We start from the raw sequence: 18,507 nt of genomic DNA, 5'->3' as shown, positions 1-18,507 counted from the left end.
ATCCGGCGGCGTACGCCCGCCTCAGATCGCCCGGGTCAGATCTCCCCGTCCCAGTCGTCCTTCCCACCGGTCATCTCGGCCGTCGGCGGCTGGATCTTGTGCACCCGCAGGGCGTTCGTCTTGCCGGGGATGCCGACCGGTGAACCGGCCACGATCACCACCTTGTCCCCAAAGGCGACGCGACCCGACTCGACCAGCGCCTTGTCGACCAGGCGCACCATCTCATCGGTGGTGTCCACCTCGGGGATGTGGAAGCTCTGCACCCCCCAGACCAGGGTGAGCATCTGCCGGGTCTTGTCCTCGGGGGTGAACACCAGCACCGGCAGCGGCGAGCGGAGCCGGGCCAGCCGTCGGGCGGTGTCCCCGGACTTGGTGAACGCGACCAGGAACTTGGCGCCGAGCCGCTGCCCGACCTCCATCGCCGCCTTGGAGATCACCCCGCCTGTGGTGTGCGGATCCCAGTCGATGGTGGCGATCCGCTCCATCCCGGTGGACTCGGTCTTCACCACGATCCGGGCCATCGTCTGCACGGCCACGATCGGGAAGTGCCCGACCGAGGTCTCCCCCGACAGCATCACCGCGTCGGCCCCGTCCAGGACCGCGTTGGCCACGTCGGAGGCCTCCGCCCGGGTGGGTCGGGGGGCGTCGATCATCGACTCCAGCATCTGGGTGGCGACGATCACCGGCTTGGCCAGCTTTCGGGAGGTGGTGATGATGTGCTTCTGCACCAAGGGCACGTCCTCCAGGGGCAGTTCCACGCCGAGGTCACCGCGGGCGACCATGATCGCGTCGAAGGCGTGCGCGATCTCGTCGATCGCCGCGACGGCCTGCGGCTTCTCGATCTTGGCGATGACCGGGACCCGGCGGCCCTCCTCGCGCATCACCTGGTGCACCAGTTGCACGTCGTCGGCGGAACGGACGAACGACAGCGCGACCATGTCGAAGCCGTTGCGCAGGGCCCAGCGCAGGTCGGCGACGTCCTTGTCGGTCAGCGCCGGCACGTTGACCGCCACCCCCGGCAGGTTGATCCCCTTGTTGTTGCTCACCGCGCCGCCGGTGGTCACGCGGGTGACCACCTCGGTGTCGTTCACCGACTCGGCCCGCAGCTGGATCCGACCGTCGTCGATCAGGATCGTGTCGCCGGGGTTGACGTCGTCGGGCAGCCCCTTGAAGGTGGTCGAGCAGCGCGCCGCGTCGCCCTCGACGTCCTCGGTGGTGATGGTGAACCGGTCGCCGTAGCCCAGGGTGACCTTGCCCTCGGCGAACCGGCCGAGTCGGATCTTCGGCCCCTGCAGGTCGGCCAGCAGCCCGACCGGGCGGCCCACATTCTGCGCCGCTCGCCGCAGGTCGGCCAACGTCCGCGCGTGGTCGGAATGGTCGCCGTGGCTCATGTTGAAGCGGGCCACGTTCATGCCGGCCTGGACCAGCTCGGTCAGTCGCTCGACGCCCGCGGTGGACGGGCCCAGCGTGCACACGATCTTTGCTCTCCGCACAGACCCGACCCTAGCAATGTTGACCTTTCGGTCAGCGGCGCGGGGGGCTCAGCTCGCGCGGAGCAGGTGCAGCGCCTCGGCCAGGTCGTCGGGATACGCCGAGGAGAACTCGGCGTACTCCCCCGTGCCGGGATGGGTGAAGCCCAGGCGTACCGCGTGCAGCCATTGCCGCTGCAACCCGAGCCGGGCCGCCAGCCGTGGATCCCCGCCGTAGGTGGGGTCGCCGACGCAGGGGTGCTTGATCGCGGCCATGTGGACCCTGATCTGGTGGGTCCGTCCGGTCTCCAGGTGGATCTCCAGCAGGGTTGCCCCGACCATCGCCTCGAGGGTCTTGTAGTGGGTCACCGAGTGGCGCCCACCGGCGGTGATCGCCATCTTCCAGTCCGCCCCGGGATGGCGGCCGATCGGCGCCTCGATCGTCCCGTCGAACGGGTCCGGGTGCCCCTGCACCACGGCGTGATAGGTCTTGTCGACCGTGCGGTCGCGGAAGGCCTGCTTGAGCACCGTGTACGCCTGCTCGCTCTTGGCCAGCACCATCAGCCCGGAGGTGCCCACGTCGAGGCGCTGGACCACCCCCTGGCGTTCCGGGGCGCCGGAGGTGGAGATCCGGAAACCCGCCCCGGCCAAATGTTCGGTGACCGAGGGGCCGTGCCAGCCCAGGGAGGGGTGTGCCGCGACCCCGACCGGTTTGTCCACCACCACGATGTCGGCGTCGTCGTGCACGATCCGCACCCCGGCCACCATCTGCGGGGTGACGGGTACGCCGGGGTTCGCGTCCGGCAACTCGACCTCGAGCATCGCGCCCGCGTGCACCCGGTCGGATTTCGAGACAGGTACGCCGTCCAGGCGTACCTGCCCGTCGGCGGCCAACTCTGCCACCCGGCTCCGGGACAGACCCAGCATCCGCGCCGCGGCGGCGTCGACGCGCTCACCCTCCAGCCCGTCGGGCACCAGCAGCACCCGGTTCTGGCCGCTCACGGCCGAGGTTCCCGGGCCGCGTCCTCGCCCCCGATCGGCGACTTCCGGGTGCCCCGCTGCTCGACGGTGCCGTCGTGGCCGACCCCGCGGACCACCCAGATCAGCAGCACCAAGATGGCGCCGCCGACCACGCACATGTCGGCGACGTTGAACACCGGCCAGTACGGCAGCATCAGGAAGTCCACCACGTGCCCCCGGGCGAAGCCGGGCGGGCGGACCAGCCGGTCGATCAGGTTGCCGGTGATGCCGGCCACCACCAGGCCCAGCCCGACGGCCCAGCCGCGGTGGCGTACCGCCGGGACGACGAAGCGGAGCAACCCCGCCAGGACCAGTACGGCCAGGCAGGTGAAGATCCAGGTGAACCCCTCGCCGATCGAGAAGGCGGCACCGGGGTTGCGGATCAGATAGAGCTGCAGCACCTGACCGAGCAGCGGGACCGGCTCCCCCGGTTGCAGGGTGCGGACCGCCAGCACCTTGGTCAGCACGTCCAGGGTCAGTCCGCCCAGCGCGACGGCGGTGAAGAGGATCCGCACCGACCGCCGGGAAACGGGTTCAGGGGTCATCGCCGCTCGTGGCGCTGCTTGCACGCCACGCACATGGTCGCTCGCGGATAGACCTGCAGTCGCCCCTTGCCGATCGCGTCACCGCAGCTCTCGCAGCGGCCGTAGAGTCCCTGGTCGATCAGTCGCAGCGCCTGCTCGGACTGGTTCAGCATCTCCCGGGCGCTGGCCGCCAGGGACATCTCCTGGTCGCGTTCGAAGTTGGCCGATCCGATGTCGGCGGCGTCCCGGCCCGCGCCGTCGGCGCCGTCGGAGAGCAGGGCGCGCAACTCGGCCTCGGCCTGTTCGATCGCCCGGCGGTGCTTGACGATCTCGTTGGCCAGATCCTGGCGCACCTCATCGAGCTCGGCCTTGGTCCACTTGTCCTCGCCGGGGCGTACCGGGAACTCCGAGGGCTTGCTGGCCACCTTGCGCGGGGTGTCCTCCGCCGGTGCGGGGGCGGCGGGTGCCGCGGCCTTCCTGGCCGGTGCCTTCCTGGCGGCGGGCGCCTTCTTGGCCGGGGTCTTCTCCGCGGCGGGCGCCTGCGTCGCCGCGGCCTTCTCGGTGGGCTGCTCGGCGCTCTTGGCGGTGCTCGATCTGGCGGTGCTCTTCTTCTTGGTGGTCCCCTGTCCGTTGGCCGCGCCACTGGTCTTCTTGGCCGTCGTCGTACCGGCTGCTGCGGCCTTCTTGGCAGTGGGCATCGATGGCTCCTTGGAACGGTCGGGGGCTCAGTGTCCGGTGAAGAGTACACGAAGGGGCCCCGCGTCGCGGGGCCCCTTCACGAATGTGTTGTGGCGTTGAGATCAGCTGTTGCGCTGCTGCCCGTTGTCGCCGAGGAGGGCGTCCAGTCGGGGGGTGCTGGAGGACTGCTGACCCTGACCCTGCTGACCCTGCTGGCCCTGGCTCTGCTGGCTGAGTCCCTGTCCCTGCTGGTGCTGTCCCTGCTGGTGCTGTCCCTGCTGGTGCTGTCCCTGCTGGTGCTGTCCCTGCTGGTGCTGTCCCTGCTGGTGCTGTCCCTGCTGGGCGTGGGCGTGCTGGGCCTGACCCTGCGGGGACTGCTGCTGCGGCCGGGAGTCCTCGACGTGCCCGCGGCGGGCCTGCCCCTGCGGCTGGTCCAGGCCAGCCGGCTTGTCCTCGGGCTCCACGTTGCCGGACTCGATCGCCTGGATCTGCTGGCGCAGCTGGGCGGTGAAGTTCTGCCGGTAACGCTGCTCGAAGGTGCGCAGCTGGGCGACCGACTGCTGCAGCTGGGTGCGCTCGGTCTCCAGGCCGGCGAGCAGCTCGGTACGCCGGCTGCCCACCTGGCGATCCAGGTCGGCGGCCCTGGCCTGCGCCTCGTTGGTCATCTTCTCGGCGTTCACCCGGGCCTCGGACTCGACCCGCTCGGCCCGCGTGCGGGCGTCGGTGGTGAGCTGGTGCGCCTTCTGGTTGGCGTCGTCCAGCTTGCGCTTGGCGTCGGCCTCTGCCTCGTTGACCAGGCTCTCCGCCTGCTCGGTGGCGAGCTGGACCAACCGGACCACGGCCGGGCTGGCCTCGGCGCTGGTGGTGACTACGATCTTCTGGCCGTCCTTGCCGCCGACGGGCTGCTGGCTCTGCTGCTGGGCGGCGAGCTGCTGCTGCTGTTGCTGCTGCTGACGACGCAGGTCGTCGTTGGAGGGCTCGGAGCGGTCCTCGTTGCGCTGCTGGCTCTGGGCGTTCTGCTGGGCCTGCTTGAGCGCCTCGACCTGCTGCTTGAGGGACTGGTTCTCCTCGGTCAGCTGGGCGAAGGATGCCTCGACCCGGTCGACGAAGAGGTCCACCTCGGACACCTCGTAACCGGTCCGGCGGGCCATGTGGAACTTCGTCTTGCGAACCTCGTCCAGGGTCAGGGTCATCGTTCACCTCAAAGAGTCAGAGCCGGCACTCACCGAACAGGCGGGTGGGCAGGAGCAACACACTGGTACCTCGAGAACCGAGCGTATCAGCAACCCCAACACGTCGAACAACCCTCGAACCGGTCCTCGCAACGCCGGTGCGGCACTCCTCCGGCGCCCCTCAGGCGAAGAAGATGCGGGCGTTCGCCGCGCGCAGCAGGATCACGCCCAGCCAGAGCACCATGAAGCCGAGGTCGAGCATCGCGTTCCCGATGCGTACCGGTGGGATCACCTTGCGCAGCGCCCGCAGCGGCGGGTCGGTGACGGTGTAGATCGCCTCCGCCACCACCAGCAGCGGCCCCCTGGGCCGCCAGTCCGGGGCGAACATCGGCACCCAGCTGAGCACCATCCGGGCCAGCAGCACCGCGATGTAGGCAAGCAGCACGAAGTCGATGATCTGACCGATCACAACCATCTTGGGGCACTCCCTGGCGTCGGGGCCGGGGGTCAGCTCTGGTTGAAGAACCCGCCGGCGATGCGTTCCTTGTCCTCCGCCGTCACGTTCACGTTTTGCGGAGAGAGCAGGAACACCTTGCTGGTGACACGCTCAATGGTGCCACGCAGGCCAAAGATGAGTCCCGCGGCGAAGTCGACCAGGCGCTTGGCGTCGGCGTCCTCCATCTCGGAGAGGTTCATGATCACCGGGACGCTGTCGCGGAAGTGCTCACCGATGGTGCGGGCCTCGTTGTAGGTGCGCGGGTGCACGGTGATGATCCGGGAGATGTCGGCGGTACGCGGCCGCGGCGCGGCCTCCCGCGCCTCCGGCGCGGCCGGGCGGGTCTGGCTGCGACGGTGCTCAAGGTCATGCACGCTGGCGGAATCCTCCGTGCCCCGGTCCACGTTCTCGGTCAACTCGACATCCGCATCGTAGTCGTAGGAGCGGTCGTAACGCTCGGACGTGGTGAGACCCAGCCACTCGGCTGCGCCCCGCAATCTTCCGGCCATCGATTCGCCCTCCCGCAATGTCGGGGACTCTCCCCAGGTGTGGACCTACGCGTCCGAGGGTACCCGCGCCGGCCACCTCCCACGCGGCCGACACGCGGGCCGGATCAGGCCCGCGGGGTGCGCTCGTCGGCGCGCTCGGTCCGCTGGTCGGCCAGCCAGATCAGCCCGCCGAGCCGTCCGGCGTACGCCTGGTCGCGGCGGTGGCTGTGCAGCGACTCGTCGGTGCGGGTGCACGGGTCGAGGCGGTGCACCCGGCAGCCGAGTTCGCGGAGCTGATGCTCGGCCGCGGCGCCCAGATCCAGTCCGGGCGTCCCGGAGGCGGTGCGGCAGCTGGCACCGGGCAGCACGGCCCCGACCTCGGCCTGCATCTGCGCGGGCACCTCATAGCACTCACCGCAGATGTGCGGGCCGATCCAGGCGGTCAGCCGGTTGGCACCGAGCGCGGTGAGCGCGGTGACGGTCTCGGGGAGTACGCCGGCGGCCAGCCCGACCCGGCCCGCGTGGGCGGCCCCGATCACCCCGGCCGCGGCGTCGGCGAACAGCACCGGCAGGCAGTCGGCGACCCGGATGCACAGCGCCACCCCGGGCTCGCTGCTGACCATCGCGTCGGCGACCGGCAGGCGCTCCCGCCCCCCGTGCGACCCCAGCGGACTGGCCGGTGACCAGCCGGCCACCTGCGCGGTGTCCACCCGGTGCACCGCGGTCCCGTGCACCTGGCTGACGGTGAGCACCGCGCGCAGGCCGAGCTCGCGGCGTACCAGCTCGAAGTTCTCGGTCACCGCGGCCGGGTCGTCGACACCGGTACGCCCGAGGTTCAACGAACCCAGCGTCCCGGCCGAGACCCCGCCGTGCCGGTCGGTGAACGCAACGCCGACCCCACCAGTGGCGGGGTCGGCGCGCTGCAGGTGGGTGAACACCCGCTACTTCAGGAAGTCCGGAACGTCCAGCTCGTCGTCGCCGCCACTGGGCTGGCCGGACAGCGGCCCGGCGGGGGTGGTCCGCTGGGAACCGCCCTGCGGGTGCCCGGGAGTCGGCTGGGCCGGCTCTGGCTGGGAGAGGCTCGGCTGCTGGGACTGCTGACCCTGCTGGGACTGCTGACCCTGCTGGGACTGCTGACCCTGCTGGGGCTGCTGCTGGCCCTGGCCGCTGCGGGTCTGTCCCTGGCCGCGGTCCCCCACCCCGAACGGGGACTGGGAGGCCTGGGTGCTGGCGGGACGCTCCTGCTGCGCCTGGCCGAGACCGCGGTCGCGGTCGGTCTGCCGGGACACCCCGGGCTGGCGGCGCGGCGGCTCACCGCCGGCGAACCCGGCGGCGATCACGGTGACCCGCACCTCATCGCCCAGTGCGTCGTCGATCACGGTGCCGAAGATGATGTTGGCGTCGTCGTGGGCCGCCGCCTGGATCAGGTTGGCCGCCGAGGACACCTCGAACAGGCCCATGTCCGAACCACCGGCGATCGACAGCAGCACGCCCTGGGCGCCGTCGATGGAGGCCTCCAGCAGCGGGCTGGAGACGGCCATCTCGGCGGCGGCGCGGGCGCGGTCCTCACCGCGCGCCGAACCGATGCCCATCAGCGCGGAACCCGCGTTGGACATCACCGACTTCACGTCGGCGAAGTCGAGGTTGATCAGGCCGGGGGTGGTGATCAGGTCGGTGATACCGGAGACACCCTGCATCAGCACCTGGTCGGCCTGCTTGAACGCGTCCAGGATGGCGACCTGATGATCGGTCATCTGCAGCAGCTTGTCGTTCGGGATGACGATCAGCGTGTCCACCTCCTCGCGGAGCTGGCCGATGCCGGTCTCTGCCTGGGTGGAGCGGCGCTTGCCCTCGAAGCCGAAGGGGCGGGTCACCACACCGATCGTCAGCGCACCGAGGGAGCGTGCGATCCGGGCCACCACGGGGGCGCCACCGGTTCCGGTGCCACCACCCTCACCGGCGGTGACGAAAACCATGTCGGCCCCCTTGAGGACCTCCTCGATCTCCTCGGAGTGGTCCTCGGCGGCCTGGCGTCCCTTGTCCGGGTCGGCGCCGGCGCCGAGGCCGCGGGTCAGTTCCCGGCCGATGTCGAGCTTGACGTCGGCGTCCGACATCAGCAGCGCCTGGGCGTCGGTGTTCACGGCAATGAACTCGACCCCGCGCAGGCCGGCCTCGATCATCCGGTTGACGGCGTTGACGCCGCCGCCGCCGACACCAACGACCTTGATGACGGCGAGGTAGTTCTGGGATGGATTGACCACGGAGGTTCCGCCTCTTTCCTGCGTTCGGACAATGATGTCGGCCAGGTCTGCTTGACCCGCGCGCGGGGAAGCCACGGCTCGATCCGGCTTCGGCACAGGCTATGAGACCGCTGAGACCGGAGGCAACAAATGGGCCTCCGGGGGCGTGTTGGTCTCAAGTTGTACTTGACCCTCAGGGTTGTGGTGGCTCACCGGGTGGCCGGATGGCCGGGGGCGCTCACGTCGATCCACTTCGCCTTGGTGGCCCGCAGCAGCGCTCCCGCCACCTGGGTCTTCAACTCGGCGTCGGCGCCCGAGCCGAAGAAGATCTCCCGCTCCTCGCGCAGCACCAGCTTGATCGCGTCGGGGCGGGGCGCCTCCACGTGGACGAGCTGGTCCTGGATGTCCTCGGGCAGGCTCCCGGTCACCCTGGCGAGCAGGGCGAGGTCTGCGGGGTTGCTGATCGGGGTCCGCACCTCGATCAGCTTCTCCGGGCGTTCGGCCAGGCTGACGAAACCGGTGCCGGAGCCGTCCACCAGCAGCCAGCGCCCCTCGCGCGCGATGGCGTACGCCGGTCGACGCTCGGTCACCTCGATCGCCAACCCGTTGGGCCACCTGCGCTGCACGTGCACCGACTCCACCTGCGGCAGTTGGGCCACCCGGTCGGCGATCGGCTGTTCGGCCACCCGGACCAGCGGTCGCCCGATCGGGGCGGCGGCCTGCCGGGCCACCTCGTCGGTGGTGAGCAGCGAGGCGCCGGTCACCGACACCTGCTTCAGCGCCAGCACCGGTGACAACCAGACCAGCCAGCCGGTTGCGCCCAGCACGAGCACGACGGCCGCGACGATCGCGATCAGCCGCAGTCGGCGCCGCCGTGTGGCCCGTGCCCGCCCCTTGCGCAGCCTGGAGAGATCACCGACGCTGCTCAAGGGCGGCCACCACCTCCGGCGCGATCCGGGTGACGTCACCGGCGCCCAGGGTGAGCACCACGTCCGAGGCCCGGGCCAGCTCGGCCACGGCCCCCGGCACCGCGGCCCGGTCGCTGACCAGGCGCACCGAACCGCCCGCCGCCGCACAGTGCTCGGCGAGCAGGGCGCTGTTCACCCCAAGGAAGTCCGCCGCCCGCTCGCGGGCGGGATAGACCTCCATCAGCACCACCTCGTCGGCGGCGGCCAGCGCGGTGCCGAACTCGGCGGCGAAGTCGCGGGTCCGGGAGAACAGGTGCGGCTGGAAGCAGGCGATCAGCCGGCCGTCGGTGCCGGCCAGCCCGGCCCGGGCCGCGGCCAGCGTGGCACGCAACTCGGTCGGGTGGTGCGCATAGTCGTCGAAGACGCGTACGCCCGCCGCCTCGCCGACCGCCATGAACCGGCGGTGGGTGCCGCGGAAGCCGGCCAGCGCGGCGCAGGCGGCGTCAAGGTCGACCCCGACGCAGTGCGCGGCCAGCACCGCCGCCGCGGCGTTGGCGACGTTGTGCGCACCGGGCACCCGCAGCTCCAGGGGTACGCCGGACAGCAGCGCCCGGGAACCGAAGCCGGCCAGCTCCACCCGCTCGATCCGCAGCGCCGCCTGTTCGGCCAGCCCGAAGCCGAGCCCGTCGGCGGGCAGCAGCCGCACCACCTGCGGGTCGTCGAGGTTGCCGACGACCCGGTCGGCCCGTGCGGCGAAGTCGCGGAAGCCGGCCAGATAGGCCTCCACGCTCCCCCAGTTGTCCAGGTGGTCGGCCTCGATGTTGGTGATCACCGACACCGCCGCCGGGTACTGCAGGAAGGAACCGTCGGACTCATCGGCCTCCACCACGAACGGCGCCGTGGCGGCGCCGATCGCCGAGGAGCGACCGGAGGCCAGCGGGGCGCCGACCACGAATCCGGGCTGGCGACCGCACTCGGTGAGGATGTGCGCGACCATCGCCGAGGTGGTGGTCTTGCCGTGGGTACCGCCGACGGCGATCCCCGGCCGGCCGAGCAGCAACGCCGCCAGCGCGGCCGACCGGTGCCAGATCCGCAGCCCGCGCTCCCGGGCGGCGAGCAGTTCGGGGTTGTCGGCCGTGATCGCCGAGGACACCACCACGGTCTCGGCATCGCCGAGCTGTTCGGCCGCATGCCCGACGAACACCCGAGCCCCCTGGCCCCGCAGCTGGTCCAGCTGCGGCGAGGCGGCCTGGTCGGATCCGGACACCGGTACGCCCAGCTCGGCGTACAGGCTGGCGATCCCGCTCATCCCGGCGCCGCCGATGGCGATGAAGTGCACCGGTCCCAGCCGGTCGACGGGTTCCAGTTCGACCGGCGGGACGAGGGCGCCGAAGACACTGCTCAACTGCAGCTACTCACTTTCTGCTGCCGGCGACGGCCAGGATTCGGCTGGCCAGCACATCGGCGGCGTTGGCCGGCATCAGGTCACGACCGGCGCGCGACATCCGCTCCAGCTCCTCGGTGTCGTTGATCAGGCGCGGCACCTCGGCGGTCAGCCAGGTCGCGCTCAGCCCCGAGTCGGCCAGCAGCCGCGCGCCGCCGGCCTCGACCAGGGTCTCGGCGTTGCGGGCCTGCTCCCCGTTGCCGTGCGGCAGCGGGACCAGGATGCTGGGCAGGCCGACCACGGCCACCTCGGCGACGGTGCCGGCGCCGGCGCGGCCCAGCATCAGGTCGGCCGCGGCGTACGCCTGCTCCATCTTCTCGACATAGGCGATCGGGCGATAGACGGTGCCGGTCTCCTCGTCGGTGACCGACATCATCTCCTCGCTGAAGTTCTTGCGGCCCAGCACGTGCAGCACCTGGATCCGCTGCTCGAGCAGCCGACCGAAGGCCTCGCGGACGGCGTCGTTGATCGACTTCGCGCCCTGCGATCCCCCGCTGACCAGCAGCACCGGACGCTGCGGATCGAGGTCGAAACGCCGGCACGCCTCCTCGTGCTCGGCCGCCCGATCGAGGCCGGTGATCTCACGGCGCAACGGCAGCCCGATGAACGAGGCGCCCTTGAGCCCGGTCTCCGGATAGGCGGTGTAGAGCTCGTCGGTCAACCGGGCGGCCACCTTGTTGGCCAGCCCGGCCACCGAGTTCTGCTCGTGCACCACGATCGGCACCTTGAGCTGCTTGGCGGCCAGATAGGCCGGGGTCGACACATAACCGCCGAAGCCGACCAGCACGTCGGCCCGGCGGCGCTGCAGCACCCGCTTGGCCTCGCCGACCGCCTTGGCCATCCGCGGGCCGACCAGCAACAGGTCGACCGACGGCTTCCGGGGCAGCGGGACGGGCGAGATCATGTCCAGGTCCAGCCCCGCGGCCGGGATCACGCGCGCCTCCAGGCCCTTCGGCGTACCGATCGCGGAACGCTGACCGTCGGGGTCGAGACCCGCCAAGGCCTCCGCGGTCGCGATCAGCGGGGACGTGTGCCCGGCGGTACCACCGCCGGCAAGGACGACGTTGACCATCTGGTCCTACCTTCTGCTCGGTGCTGTGTGGACTGCGGGCGGGTCAGCCCCGCCGGCTACCGACCACCGTAGTCATCCGGGGCTGCGGACGTCGCCTCCGGGTGGCCAACAGCTCACGGGCCTGCGGTTCGTTGCGGGCGCAGGCGATCAGCAGGCCGAGCGCCATGATGTTCGCGGTCAGCGCCGACCCGCCATAGGACAGCATCGGCAGCGGTACGCCGAGCACCGGCAGCATGCGCAGCACCACGGCCAGGTTGACCAGTGACTGGAACATGAACCAGGTGGTGATCCCGGTGGCGAGCAGCCGGGTGAACAGCTCGTCACTGCGCAGCGCGATCCGGATGCCGGCATAGCCGAGCACCAGCAGCAGCGCCAGCACCGCCAACGCCCCGAACAGCCCGAGCTCCTCACCGATCACCGCGAAGATGTAGTCGGTGTGCGCCTCCGGCAGCGAGCCCCACTTCTGCCGGGAGGCGCCCAACCCGACCCCCCACCAGCCGCCGGTGGCCAGCGCGAAGACGCCGACGGTGGCCTGCATGTTGGTGCCCTGGACGTCGTGGGTGGGGTTCAGGAAGGCCATCAGCCGCCGCAGCCGCGACGGCCGGCTGATCGTCATCACCGCGGTCGCCGCCGCCGCCAGCCCGGCCATGGCGACCAGGATCCGCAGCGGCGTACCGACCGCCCACAGGATCCCGGCCAGGATGCCGATCATGATCATCGCGGTGCCCATGTCGCCCTGGAAGACGACCAGCAGGATCAGCAGCAGCGACACCGGCAGGAACGGCACCAGCAGGTGCTTGGGCTGATCGAGCAGGCGTTCCTTGCGGGCCAGGATGTCGGCCCCCCACAGGATCATCGCGATCTTGGCGAACTCCGAGGGCTGGCCGATGCGCTGTCCGCCGATGCTCAGCCAGTTCTGGTTGCCGTTGACGTTGGCGTGCAGGCCGGGCAGATAGGTGAGCACCAGCAGCCCGACCGCCAGGAACAGCCCGACCCAGGACAACGACCGCAACCGGCGTACGCTGCTGCGCGCCAGGACGACCGCGAAGACCAGGCCGAGCCCGCAGAACATCATCTGCCGCTTGACGAAATAGTAGGAGTCGTCGGTGTTCACATAGGCGTACACGCTGGAGGCCGACAGCACCATCATCATCCCCAGCGCGATCAGCAGACCGGCCGAGACGAGGACGAGATAGAAGCTGGCCAGCGGGGTGTTCAACAGCGAACGGATCATGTCCCCGAAGGAGTTGGACGCCGAACCGACACCGCGTCCGGGGTCGACGGCGCTTCCTCGGGCACTGCGCCCGCGTCGCCAGGCTTGGGATCCCGGGGAAGGAAGGACCGCCACCTGCACCTCCTAGTGCTATTCGTTCCCGTCTGCGGCGGCCGCGTCGAGCCGCTGCCGCACCGCGTCGGCGAAGGCGTCACCCCGGGCCCCGTAGGAGCTGAACATGTCCAGGCTGGCGCACCCCGGCGCCAGCAGCACCGTGTCCCCCGGCCGGGCCAGCTCCGCGGCTGCGGCGACCGCCTCCACCATTGCCTCAGTCTCGGCGTTGTCGACCACGATCACCGGGACATCGGGGGCGTGTCGGTGCAACGCCTCGCGGATCTGCTCACGGTCGACCCCGAGCAGCACCGCGCCGCGCAACCGCTCGGCCACCGCGGGCACCAGCTCGTCGAAGGAGGTGCCCTTGGCCTGGCCGCCGGCGATCCAGACGATCGGGTCGAACGCCTGCATCGAGGTGGCGGCCGCGTGCGGGTTGGTGGCCTTGGAGTCATCGACCCAGGTCACCCCGTCGGCGGTGGCGACGGTCTCGATCCGGTGCCCGTCCAGGCGCAGGGAGTTGAGTCCGTCGCGGACCGCGGTCGCGGGTACGCCGTAGCTGCGGGCCAGCGCGGCGGCGGCCAGGGCGTTGGCGATGTTGTGCGGGGCGTTCGGCTGGACGTCGTCGAGGCGGGCCAGCTCCAGGGCGGAGGTCTTGCGCTGCTCGATGAACGCCCGGTCCACCAGCAGGTCGTCGACCACGCCGAGCATGGACATCCCGGGCGCGCCGAGGGTGAACCCGATCGCCCGTGCCCCCTCGGTCACGTCGGCCTGCTCCACCATCTGCTCGGTCGCCGGATCCTGCACGTTGTAGACGCAGGAGTGGGTGACCCGCTCGAAGATGGAGGCCTTGTCGCGGGCGTACTCCTCCAGCGAGGCGTGCCACTCGAGGTGGTCGGGGGCCAGGTTGAGCACCGCCGCCGAGTGCAGCTGCAGGCTGTGGCTGGAGTGCAGCTGGAAGCTGGACAGCTCGACGACATAGACGTCGTAGCGGGTGTCGGTGTCCAGCACCGCCTCCATCACCGGGCGGCCGACGTTGCCGACCAGGGCGACGCGGTTGCCGGCGGCGGTCAGCATCGAGGCGAGCATCTGCACCGTGGTGGTCTTGCCGTTGGTCCCAGTGACGCCCAGCCAGGGCGTACGCTCGGGCGCCGGCAGGGGCGCGGCGGACAGCTGCCAGGCCAACTCGACCTCCGACCAGATCGGCACCCCGGCCGCGGCCGCCGCGGCCAGGATCGGGGTGGCCGGCCGCAGGCCCGGTGAGGTGATCACCAGCTCGGTGCCGGCCGGCAGCTCGGCGGTGGAGCCGGGCCCCAGGCGTACCTCCGCCCCCAGGGTGCGCAGGATCTGCGCCTTCTCCCGGTTGGCCTCGGTGTCGGCGTCGTCGACCACGACCACGCGCGCGTCGCACTCCAGCAGCCCGTCGGCCGCGGCCATCCCGGAGCGGCCGAGGCCGACCACCAGCACCGCGCGGCCGCTCACCGCGTCGCCGAACAGGGTGGGTCGGGCCGCGCTCACAGCCCGGCCACCCACTCGGTGTAGAAGATGCCCAGGCCGAGGGTGACGAAGATGCCGCAGACGATCCAGAACCGGACCACGATCGTCGACTCACCCCAGCCCATCAGTTCGAAGTGGTGCTGCAGCGGCGCCATCTTGAACAGCCGCTTGCCCTTGGTCGCCTTGAAATAGCCGACCTGCAGGATCACGGACAGGGTGATGATGACGAACAGCCCGCACAGGATCGCCAGCAGCAGCTCGGTGCGGGTCATGATCGCCAGCCCGGCCAGCGCACCACCCAACGACAGCGACCCGGAGTCGCCCATGAAGATCTTGGCCGGCTTGGCGTTCCACCACAGGAAACCGAAGCAGGCCGCGGCCAGGGCGACGGCCACCACGGCCAGGTCGTGCGGGTCGCGGACCTCATAGCAGCGGGCGTTCACCGTCGACAGCGAACCGCAGTACTGGTTGTACTGCCAGATGTTGACCAGGGTGTACGCCCCGAAGACCATCGTGGACGCCCCGGTGGCCAGGCCGTCGAGCCCATCGGTCAGGTTCACCGCGTTGGAGGCGCCGGCGATCAGCAGCATGATCCAGATCACCGCCAGCGGCAGCGCCAGGGTGAGCATCGGGATGTCGCGCAGGAAGGAGATGGCCGGGCTGGCCGGGGTGACGCCGCGCTCGTTGGGGAACTGGAAGGCGAGCAACCCGAAGGAGCCCGCGACCACGGCCTGCCCGATCAGCTTCGCCTTGGCGTTCAGCCCCAACGATCGCTGTTTGGAGATCTTGGTCCAGTCGTCGAGGAAGCCGACCAGCCCGGTCCCGACGAAGAGGTAGAGGACCAGGATCGCCGACATCGACGGGGCACGCCAGGTGATCAGATGGGCCAGGATGTACGCCGCCACCACGGCGATGATGATCACGATCCCGCCCATGGTGGGCGTACCGCGTTTGGTGTGGTGCCCGGTCGGACCGTCGTCGCGGATGAACTGGCCGTAGCCGTGCTTGACCAGGATGCCGATCGCCACCCGTGTGCCGAGCAGGGTGAAGACCATGGCGGCGGTGGCCGCCAGCAGGATCGTCTTCACGCGCACTCTCCCGTCGTCGAATCGGCCGCGAGCAGCGCCTCCGCGACCCGCTCCAGCCCCATGGCCCGGGATGCCTTGACCAGCACCACGTCCCCGGCTCTCGGCTGTACCCGTTTGATGGCCTCTTCAGTCTCCACCGCAACCACCGCATCTGGACAACCCGCCACGCGGGCACCCTCGCTCATCACCTCGGCGTGGTCACCGACCGCGACCAGGTGTGCCAGCCGGAGCTGTCCGACCGCCCGGCCCACCGCCCGGTGCTCGTCGTCGGCGGTCTCCCCGAGCTCGAACATGTCGCCGAGCACCGCCCAGCCCTCGGCCCCCTCAAAACCGGGCCGCTGGCGGCGGCGCCGGACGACGGCGGCCAGCGATTCGATGGCGGCCATCATCGAGTCCGGGTTGGCGTTGTAGGCGTCGTTCACCACCACGACCTGATCGGACCGCTCGGTCACCTCCATCCGCCACCGGGACCGCGTCTCGGCCGCCGACAACGCGTGGGCGACCTGGTCCCCGGTCAACCCGCAGACCAGGGCGGCGGCCGCCGCGGCCGCGGCGTTGGCGACCTGGTGCCGGCCGACCAGCCGCAGCCGCACCGGGTGCCGCTCGGGCGCACCGGGTTGCTCGGGGCGCTCCACGACCAGGGTGAACGAATAGCGGTCGAGGTCGTCGGCCTCCGGGGCCTCCGCCCAGACGAGCAGGTCGGCCGGCTCCACGGCCCGGGCCCCCACCGAGAAGAGCGCGATCCGGGCGCGGGTCCGCCGAGCCATCGCCGCCACCCGATGATCGGTCCCGTTCAGCACCGCCCAACCCTCCGGCGGCAGCGACTCGACCAGCTCTCCCTTGGCCTGGGCGATCGCCTCCCGGCTGCCGAACTCCCCCACGTGGGCCTGGCCCACGTTGAGCACCACACCCACGCTGGGCGGGGTGAGCCCGCACAGGTAGCGGATGTGCCCGACCCCGCGCGCGCCCATCTCACTGACCAGGAAGCGGGTGGATCCGTCGACCTGGGTGGCGGTCAGCGGGACCCCGATCTCGTTGTTGAACGAGCCCTGCGGGGCGACGGTGGCGGCCTCGGCGGCGAGCAGCTGGGCCAGTAGGTCCTTGGTGGAGGTCTTGCCCTGGGAGCCGGTGATCCCGACCACCGTCAGCCCCGGCAACCCGTCGACCAGGTGCCGGGCCAGCCGGCCAAGCGCGTCGGCCGGATCGTCCACCAGCACGCACCCGGCGCGCTGCTGCTCGGTGAGCCCGTCGGGCACACGCTGGCACAGGTACGCCGCGGCGCCGGCCTCGGCGGCGGCGGCGATGTAGTCGTGTCCGTCGACGTGCTCCCCGGCGAAGGCCACGAAGAGTGCGCCCGGGGTGATCCGCCGGGAGTCGAGCTGCACCTCGGGACCGACGCGGCGTCCGTCGTCGGCGGCCGCCAGCCGGCCCCCGGTGGCGGCGGCCAGTTCGGTCAGGCTCACCGGCTTCATCGGTCTCCCTCCCCGGCGACGGCGGCGCTGAGGTCACGCCACTGCGCGGCCAGGACCGTCGCGTCGTCGAACGGGGTGAGCACCCCGGCGACCTCCTGACCCTGCTCGTGTCCCTTGCCGAGGACGACCACGATGCCGTCAGGTCCGGCCAGCCGCAGCGCCTGCCGGATCGCGGAGCGTCGGTCTCCCCCGTCGACCACCTCGGCCGCGGCGGCCTCGCGGGCGCCGGCCAGCGCCTCGGCGCGAATGGCGGCCGGGTCCTCGGTGCGCGGGTTGTCGTCGGTGATGACCACCAGGTCCGCCCCGCGGGCGGCGGCCGCCCCCATCGGCCGGCGCTTGCTGGCGTCGCGATCGCCGCCACAGCCGAGCACGGCGACGACACGGCGTCCGGCCCGCCGGGCGGTGGCGAAGGCGGTGAGCGCGGCCTGGATCGCCTGCGGGGTGTGGGCGAAGTCGACGTATGCCTCCGGTGCCCCGGGACCGAGCGCCACCGGCTGCATCCGGCCGGGCACCGACAGCGTCGCGAACGCCGCGGCCGCGGCGCGGGCGTCCAGGCCGGCGGCCTCCAGCATCGCCAGCGCCAGCACGGCGTTGCGGACGTTGAAGTCACCCGGCAGGGCCGAGTCGAAGGACCACTCGCCGCGGGGTGTGGCGACCCGGATCCGCCCCTGTTCGACCGAGGTCACCCGATAGTCGGCGGCCGGCCGGCCCGCCAGTTGCTCGGTGGCCCAGCTGACGGTGCGCAGCGGCACCTCGCCACCCTCCGCGATGCGGGCGGCCAGGCGTACCCCCCACTCGTCGTCGACGACGACCACCGCCGCCCGACAGCGTCCAGGAGTGAACAGGCTCGCCTTGGCCTCGAAGTAGTTCTCCATCGTCTGGTGGAAGTCGAGGTGGTCCCGGCCCAGGTTGGTGAACCCGGCGACGTCGAACCGCACCCCGTCGGTACGCCCCAGGGCGAGCGCGTGCGAGGAGGCCTCCATCGCCACCGCCGCGGCACCGCGCTCCTTCATCAACCCGAGCAGCCCGTGCAGGTCGACCGACTCGGGGGTGGTGACCGTGGTCCGGGGCCCGACCAGGGGCTCGTCGTCGACCCGGAAACCGATGGTGCCGATGGTGCCGACGCTGAGGCCGAGCTCGCGCAGCGCCGCGGCGAGCAGATAGCTGGTGGTGGTCTTGCCGTTGGTACCGGTGACCGCGAAACAGCGCAGCGCCTCGGCCGGGTGGCCGTACACCCCGGCGGCCAGGCCGCCCATCAGCGCCCGCGGGTCGTCGACCACCAGCACCGGCACCCCGGCGGGCACCTCGGCCCGCCGGGCACCCTCGGCGTCGGTCAGCACGGCCACCGCGCCGGCGCGGACCGCGTCGGCGGCGAAGTCGGCGCCGTGGGCACGGGCCCCGGACAGCGCCAGATAGAGGTCACCCGGTGCCACGATCCGGGAATCGAGGGTGAGCCCGCCGATCCGCAGGTCCGCGGGGACGTCGGGATCGCCCGGCAGCAGCCGGGCCAGCGGCACAGGGGACGGCGCGGGCCGCAGCAGGGCCCGCGCCTGACTCGGGACGCTCACCGGAACGAACCTACCGAACCCGGCTGTGGATCGTCGCAACCGACACC

17 protein-coding genes are annotated in these 18,507 nt (G+C 71.4%); all 17 read right to left on the bottom strand.

Annotated features, from left to right (window positions below):
- Nucleotides 1-35: 35 nt before the first annotated feature.
- Nucleotides 36-1,493 (bottom strand): pyruvate kinase, encoded by a 1,458-nt coding sequence (pyk, locus tag CGZ93_RS02970; protein ID WP_094362665.1) that lies wholly within the window; start codon nt 1,491-1,493, stop codon nt 36-38.
- A gap of 48 nt (nt 1,494-1,541) precedes the next feature.
- A complete protein-coding gene (locus CGZ93_RS02965) occupies nt 1,542-2,471 on the bottom strand; it encodes an RluA family pseudouridine synthase (RefSeq protein ID WP_229117162.1) in 930 nt (309 codons plus the stop codon).
- On the bottom strand, nt 2,468-3,034 hold the full coding sequence (gene lspA, locus CGZ93_RS02960) for a signal peptidase II (RefSeq protein ID WP_094362664.1): 567 nt from the start codon (nt 3,032-3,034) through the stop codon (nt 2,468-2,470). Before lspA ends, CGZ93_RS02965 begins: the two co-directional genes overlap by 4 nt.
- Nucleotides 3,031-3,711, bottom strand: coding sequence for a TraR/DksA family transcriptional regulator (locus CGZ93_RS19850; protein ID WP_094362663.1), 681 nt, complete (start codon nt 3,709-3,711; stop codon nt 3,031-3,033). The genes lspA and CGZ93_RS19850 overlap by 4 nt, the downstream gene beginning before the upstream one ends.
- Nucleotides 3,712-3,813: 102 nt before the next feature.
- Nucleotides 3,814-4,884: a DivIVA domain-containing protein gene (locus CGZ93_RS02950; RefSeq protein ID WP_094362662.1), complete on the bottom strand. Its 1,071-nt coding sequence runs from the start codon at nt 4,882-4,884 to the stop codon at nt 3,814-3,816.
- A gap of 160 nt (nt 4,885-5,044) precedes the next feature.
- Nucleotides 5,045-5,338, bottom strand: coding sequence for a YggT family protein (locus CGZ93_RS02945; protein ID WP_094362661.1), 294 nt, complete (start codon nt 5,336-5,338; stop codon nt 5,045-5,047).
- Nucleotides 5,339-5,370: 32 nt separating this feature from the next.
- Nucleotides 5,371-5,868 carry a cell division protein SepF gene (locus CGZ93_RS02940; protein ID WP_094362660.1) on the bottom strand — a complete coding sequence of 166 codons (498 nt, stop codon included), beginning with the start codon at nt 5,866-5,868 and terminating at the stop codon, nt 5,371-5,373.
- 104 nt (nt 5,869-5,972) lie between these two features.
- Entirely contained in the window at nt 5,973-6,785 is an 813-nt protein-coding gene (gene pgeF, locus CGZ93_RS02935) for a peptidoglycan editing factor PgeF (protein WP_094362659.1), read from the bottom strand.
- A 3-nt stretch (nt 6,786-6,788) separates the two neighbouring features.
- Nucleotides 6,789-8,108 carry a cell division protein FtsZ gene (gene ftsZ, locus CGZ93_RS02930; RefSeq protein WP_229117161.1) on the bottom strand — a complete coding sequence of 440 codons (1,320 nt, stop codon included), beginning with the start codon at nt 8,106-8,108 and terminating at the stop codon, nt 6,789-6,791.
- A 188-nt stretch (nt 8,109-8,296) separates the two neighbouring features.
- A complete protein-coding gene (locus tag CGZ93_RS02925; protein ID WP_176451605.1) occupies nt 8,297-9,016 on the bottom strand; it encodes a cell division protein FtsQ/DivIB in 720 nt (239 codons plus the stop codon).
- Nucleotides 9,000-10,400, bottom strand: a complete 1,401-nt coding sequence (gene murC / locus CGZ93_RS02920) for a UDP-N-acetylmuramate--L-alanine ligase (RefSeq protein ID WP_229117160.1) — start codon at nt 10,398-10,400, stop codon at nt 9,000-9,002. The genes CGZ93_RS02925 and murC overlap by 17 nt, the downstream gene beginning before the upstream one ends.
- 10 nt (nt 10,401-10,410) lie before the next feature.
- Nucleotides 10,411-11,511 (bottom strand): undecaprenyldiphospho-muramoylpentapeptide beta-N-acetylglucosaminyltransferase, encoded by a 1,101-nt coding sequence (murG, locus tag CGZ93_RS02915; protein ID WP_094362657.1) that lies wholly within the window; start codon nt 11,509-11,511, stop codon nt 10,411-10,413.
- Between the two features lie 43 nt (nt 11,512-11,554).
- Nucleotides 11,555-12,859 carry a putative lipid II flippase FtsW gene (gene ftsW, locus CGZ93_RS02910; protein WP_229117159.1) on the bottom strand — a complete coding sequence of 435 codons (1,305 nt, stop codon included), beginning with the start codon at nt 12,857-12,859 and terminating at the stop codon, nt 11,555-11,557.
- A 15-nt stretch (nt 12,860-12,874) separates the two neighbouring features.
- Nucleotides 12,875-14,368 (bottom strand): UDP-N-acetylmuramoyl-L-alanine--D-glutamate ligase, encoded by a 1,494-nt coding sequence (gene murD / locus CGZ93_RS02905; RefSeq protein ID WP_094362655.1) that lies wholly within the window; start codon nt 14,366-14,368, stop codon nt 12,875-12,877.
- Nucleotides 14,350-15,420, bottom strand: a complete 1,071-nt coding sequence (gene mraY / locus CGZ93_RS02900; RefSeq protein ID WP_094362654.1) for a phospho-N-acetylmuramoyl-pentapeptide-transferase — start codon at nt 15,418-15,420, stop codon at nt 14,350-14,352. Before mraY ends, murD begins: the two co-directional genes overlap by 19 nt.
- Nucleotides 15,417-16,892: a UDP-N-acetylmuramoyl-tripeptide--D-alanyl-D-alanine ligase gene (locus CGZ93_RS02895; protein ID WP_094362653.1), complete on the bottom strand. Its 1,476-nt coding sequence runs from the start codon at nt 16,890-16,892 to the stop codon at nt 15,417-15,419. Before CGZ93_RS02895 ends, mraY begins: the two co-directional genes overlap by 4 nt.
- A complete protein-coding gene (locus CGZ93_RS02890; protein ID WP_229117157.1) occupies nt 16,889-18,460 on the bottom strand; it encodes a UDP-N-acetylmuramoyl-L-alanyl-D-glutamate--2,6-diaminopimelate ligase in 1,572 nt (523 codons plus the stop codon). The genes CGZ93_RS02895 and CGZ93_RS02890 overlap by 4 nt, the downstream gene beginning before the upstream one ends.
- Between the last annotated feature and the right edge of the window lie 47 nt (nt 18,461-18,507).

The sequence above is a fragment of the Enemella dayhoffiae genome (assembly GCF_002250625.1).
Lineage (GTDB): Bacteria > Actinomycetota > Actinomycetes > Propionibacteriales > Propionibacteriaceae > Enemella > Enemella dayhoffiae.
Note: the sequence above shows the minus strand (reverse complement) of the source record. Positions and strands in the feature narration are given on the sequence as shown.

What these genes read in the sequence shown, in the direction of transcription:
- lspA (WP_094362664.1), bottom strand. Translation starts at nt 3,034, where the DNA reads ATGACCCCTGAACCCGTTTCCCGGCGGTCGGTGCGGATCCTCTTCACC.
- CGZ93_RS19850 (WP_094362663.1), bottom strand. Translation starts at nt 3,711, where the DNA reads ATGCCCACTGCCAAGAAGGCCGCAGCAGCCGGTACGACGACGGCCAAG.
- CGZ93_RS02950 (WP_094362662.1), bottom strand. Translation starts at nt 4,884, where the DNA reads ATGACCCTGACCCTGGACGAGGTTCGCAAGACGAAGTTCCACATGGCC.
- CGZ93_RS02945 (WP_094362661.1), bottom strand. Translation starts at nt 5,338, where the DNA reads ATGGTTGTGATCGGTCAGATCATCGACTTCGTGCTGCTTGCCTACATC.
- CGZ93_RS02940 (WP_094362660.1), bottom strand. Translation starts at nt 5,868, where the DNA reads ATGGCCGGAAGATTGCGGGGCGCAGCCGAGTGGCTGGGTCTCACCACG.
- murG (WP_094362657.1), bottom strand. Translation starts at nt 11,511, where the DNA reads ATGGTCAACGTCGTCCTTGCCGGCGGTGGTACCGCCGGGCACACGTCC.
- CGZ93_RS02895 (WP_094362653.1), bottom strand. Translation starts at nt 16,892, where the DNA reads ATGAAGCCGGTGAGCCTGACCGAACTGGCCGCCGCCACCGGGGGCCGG.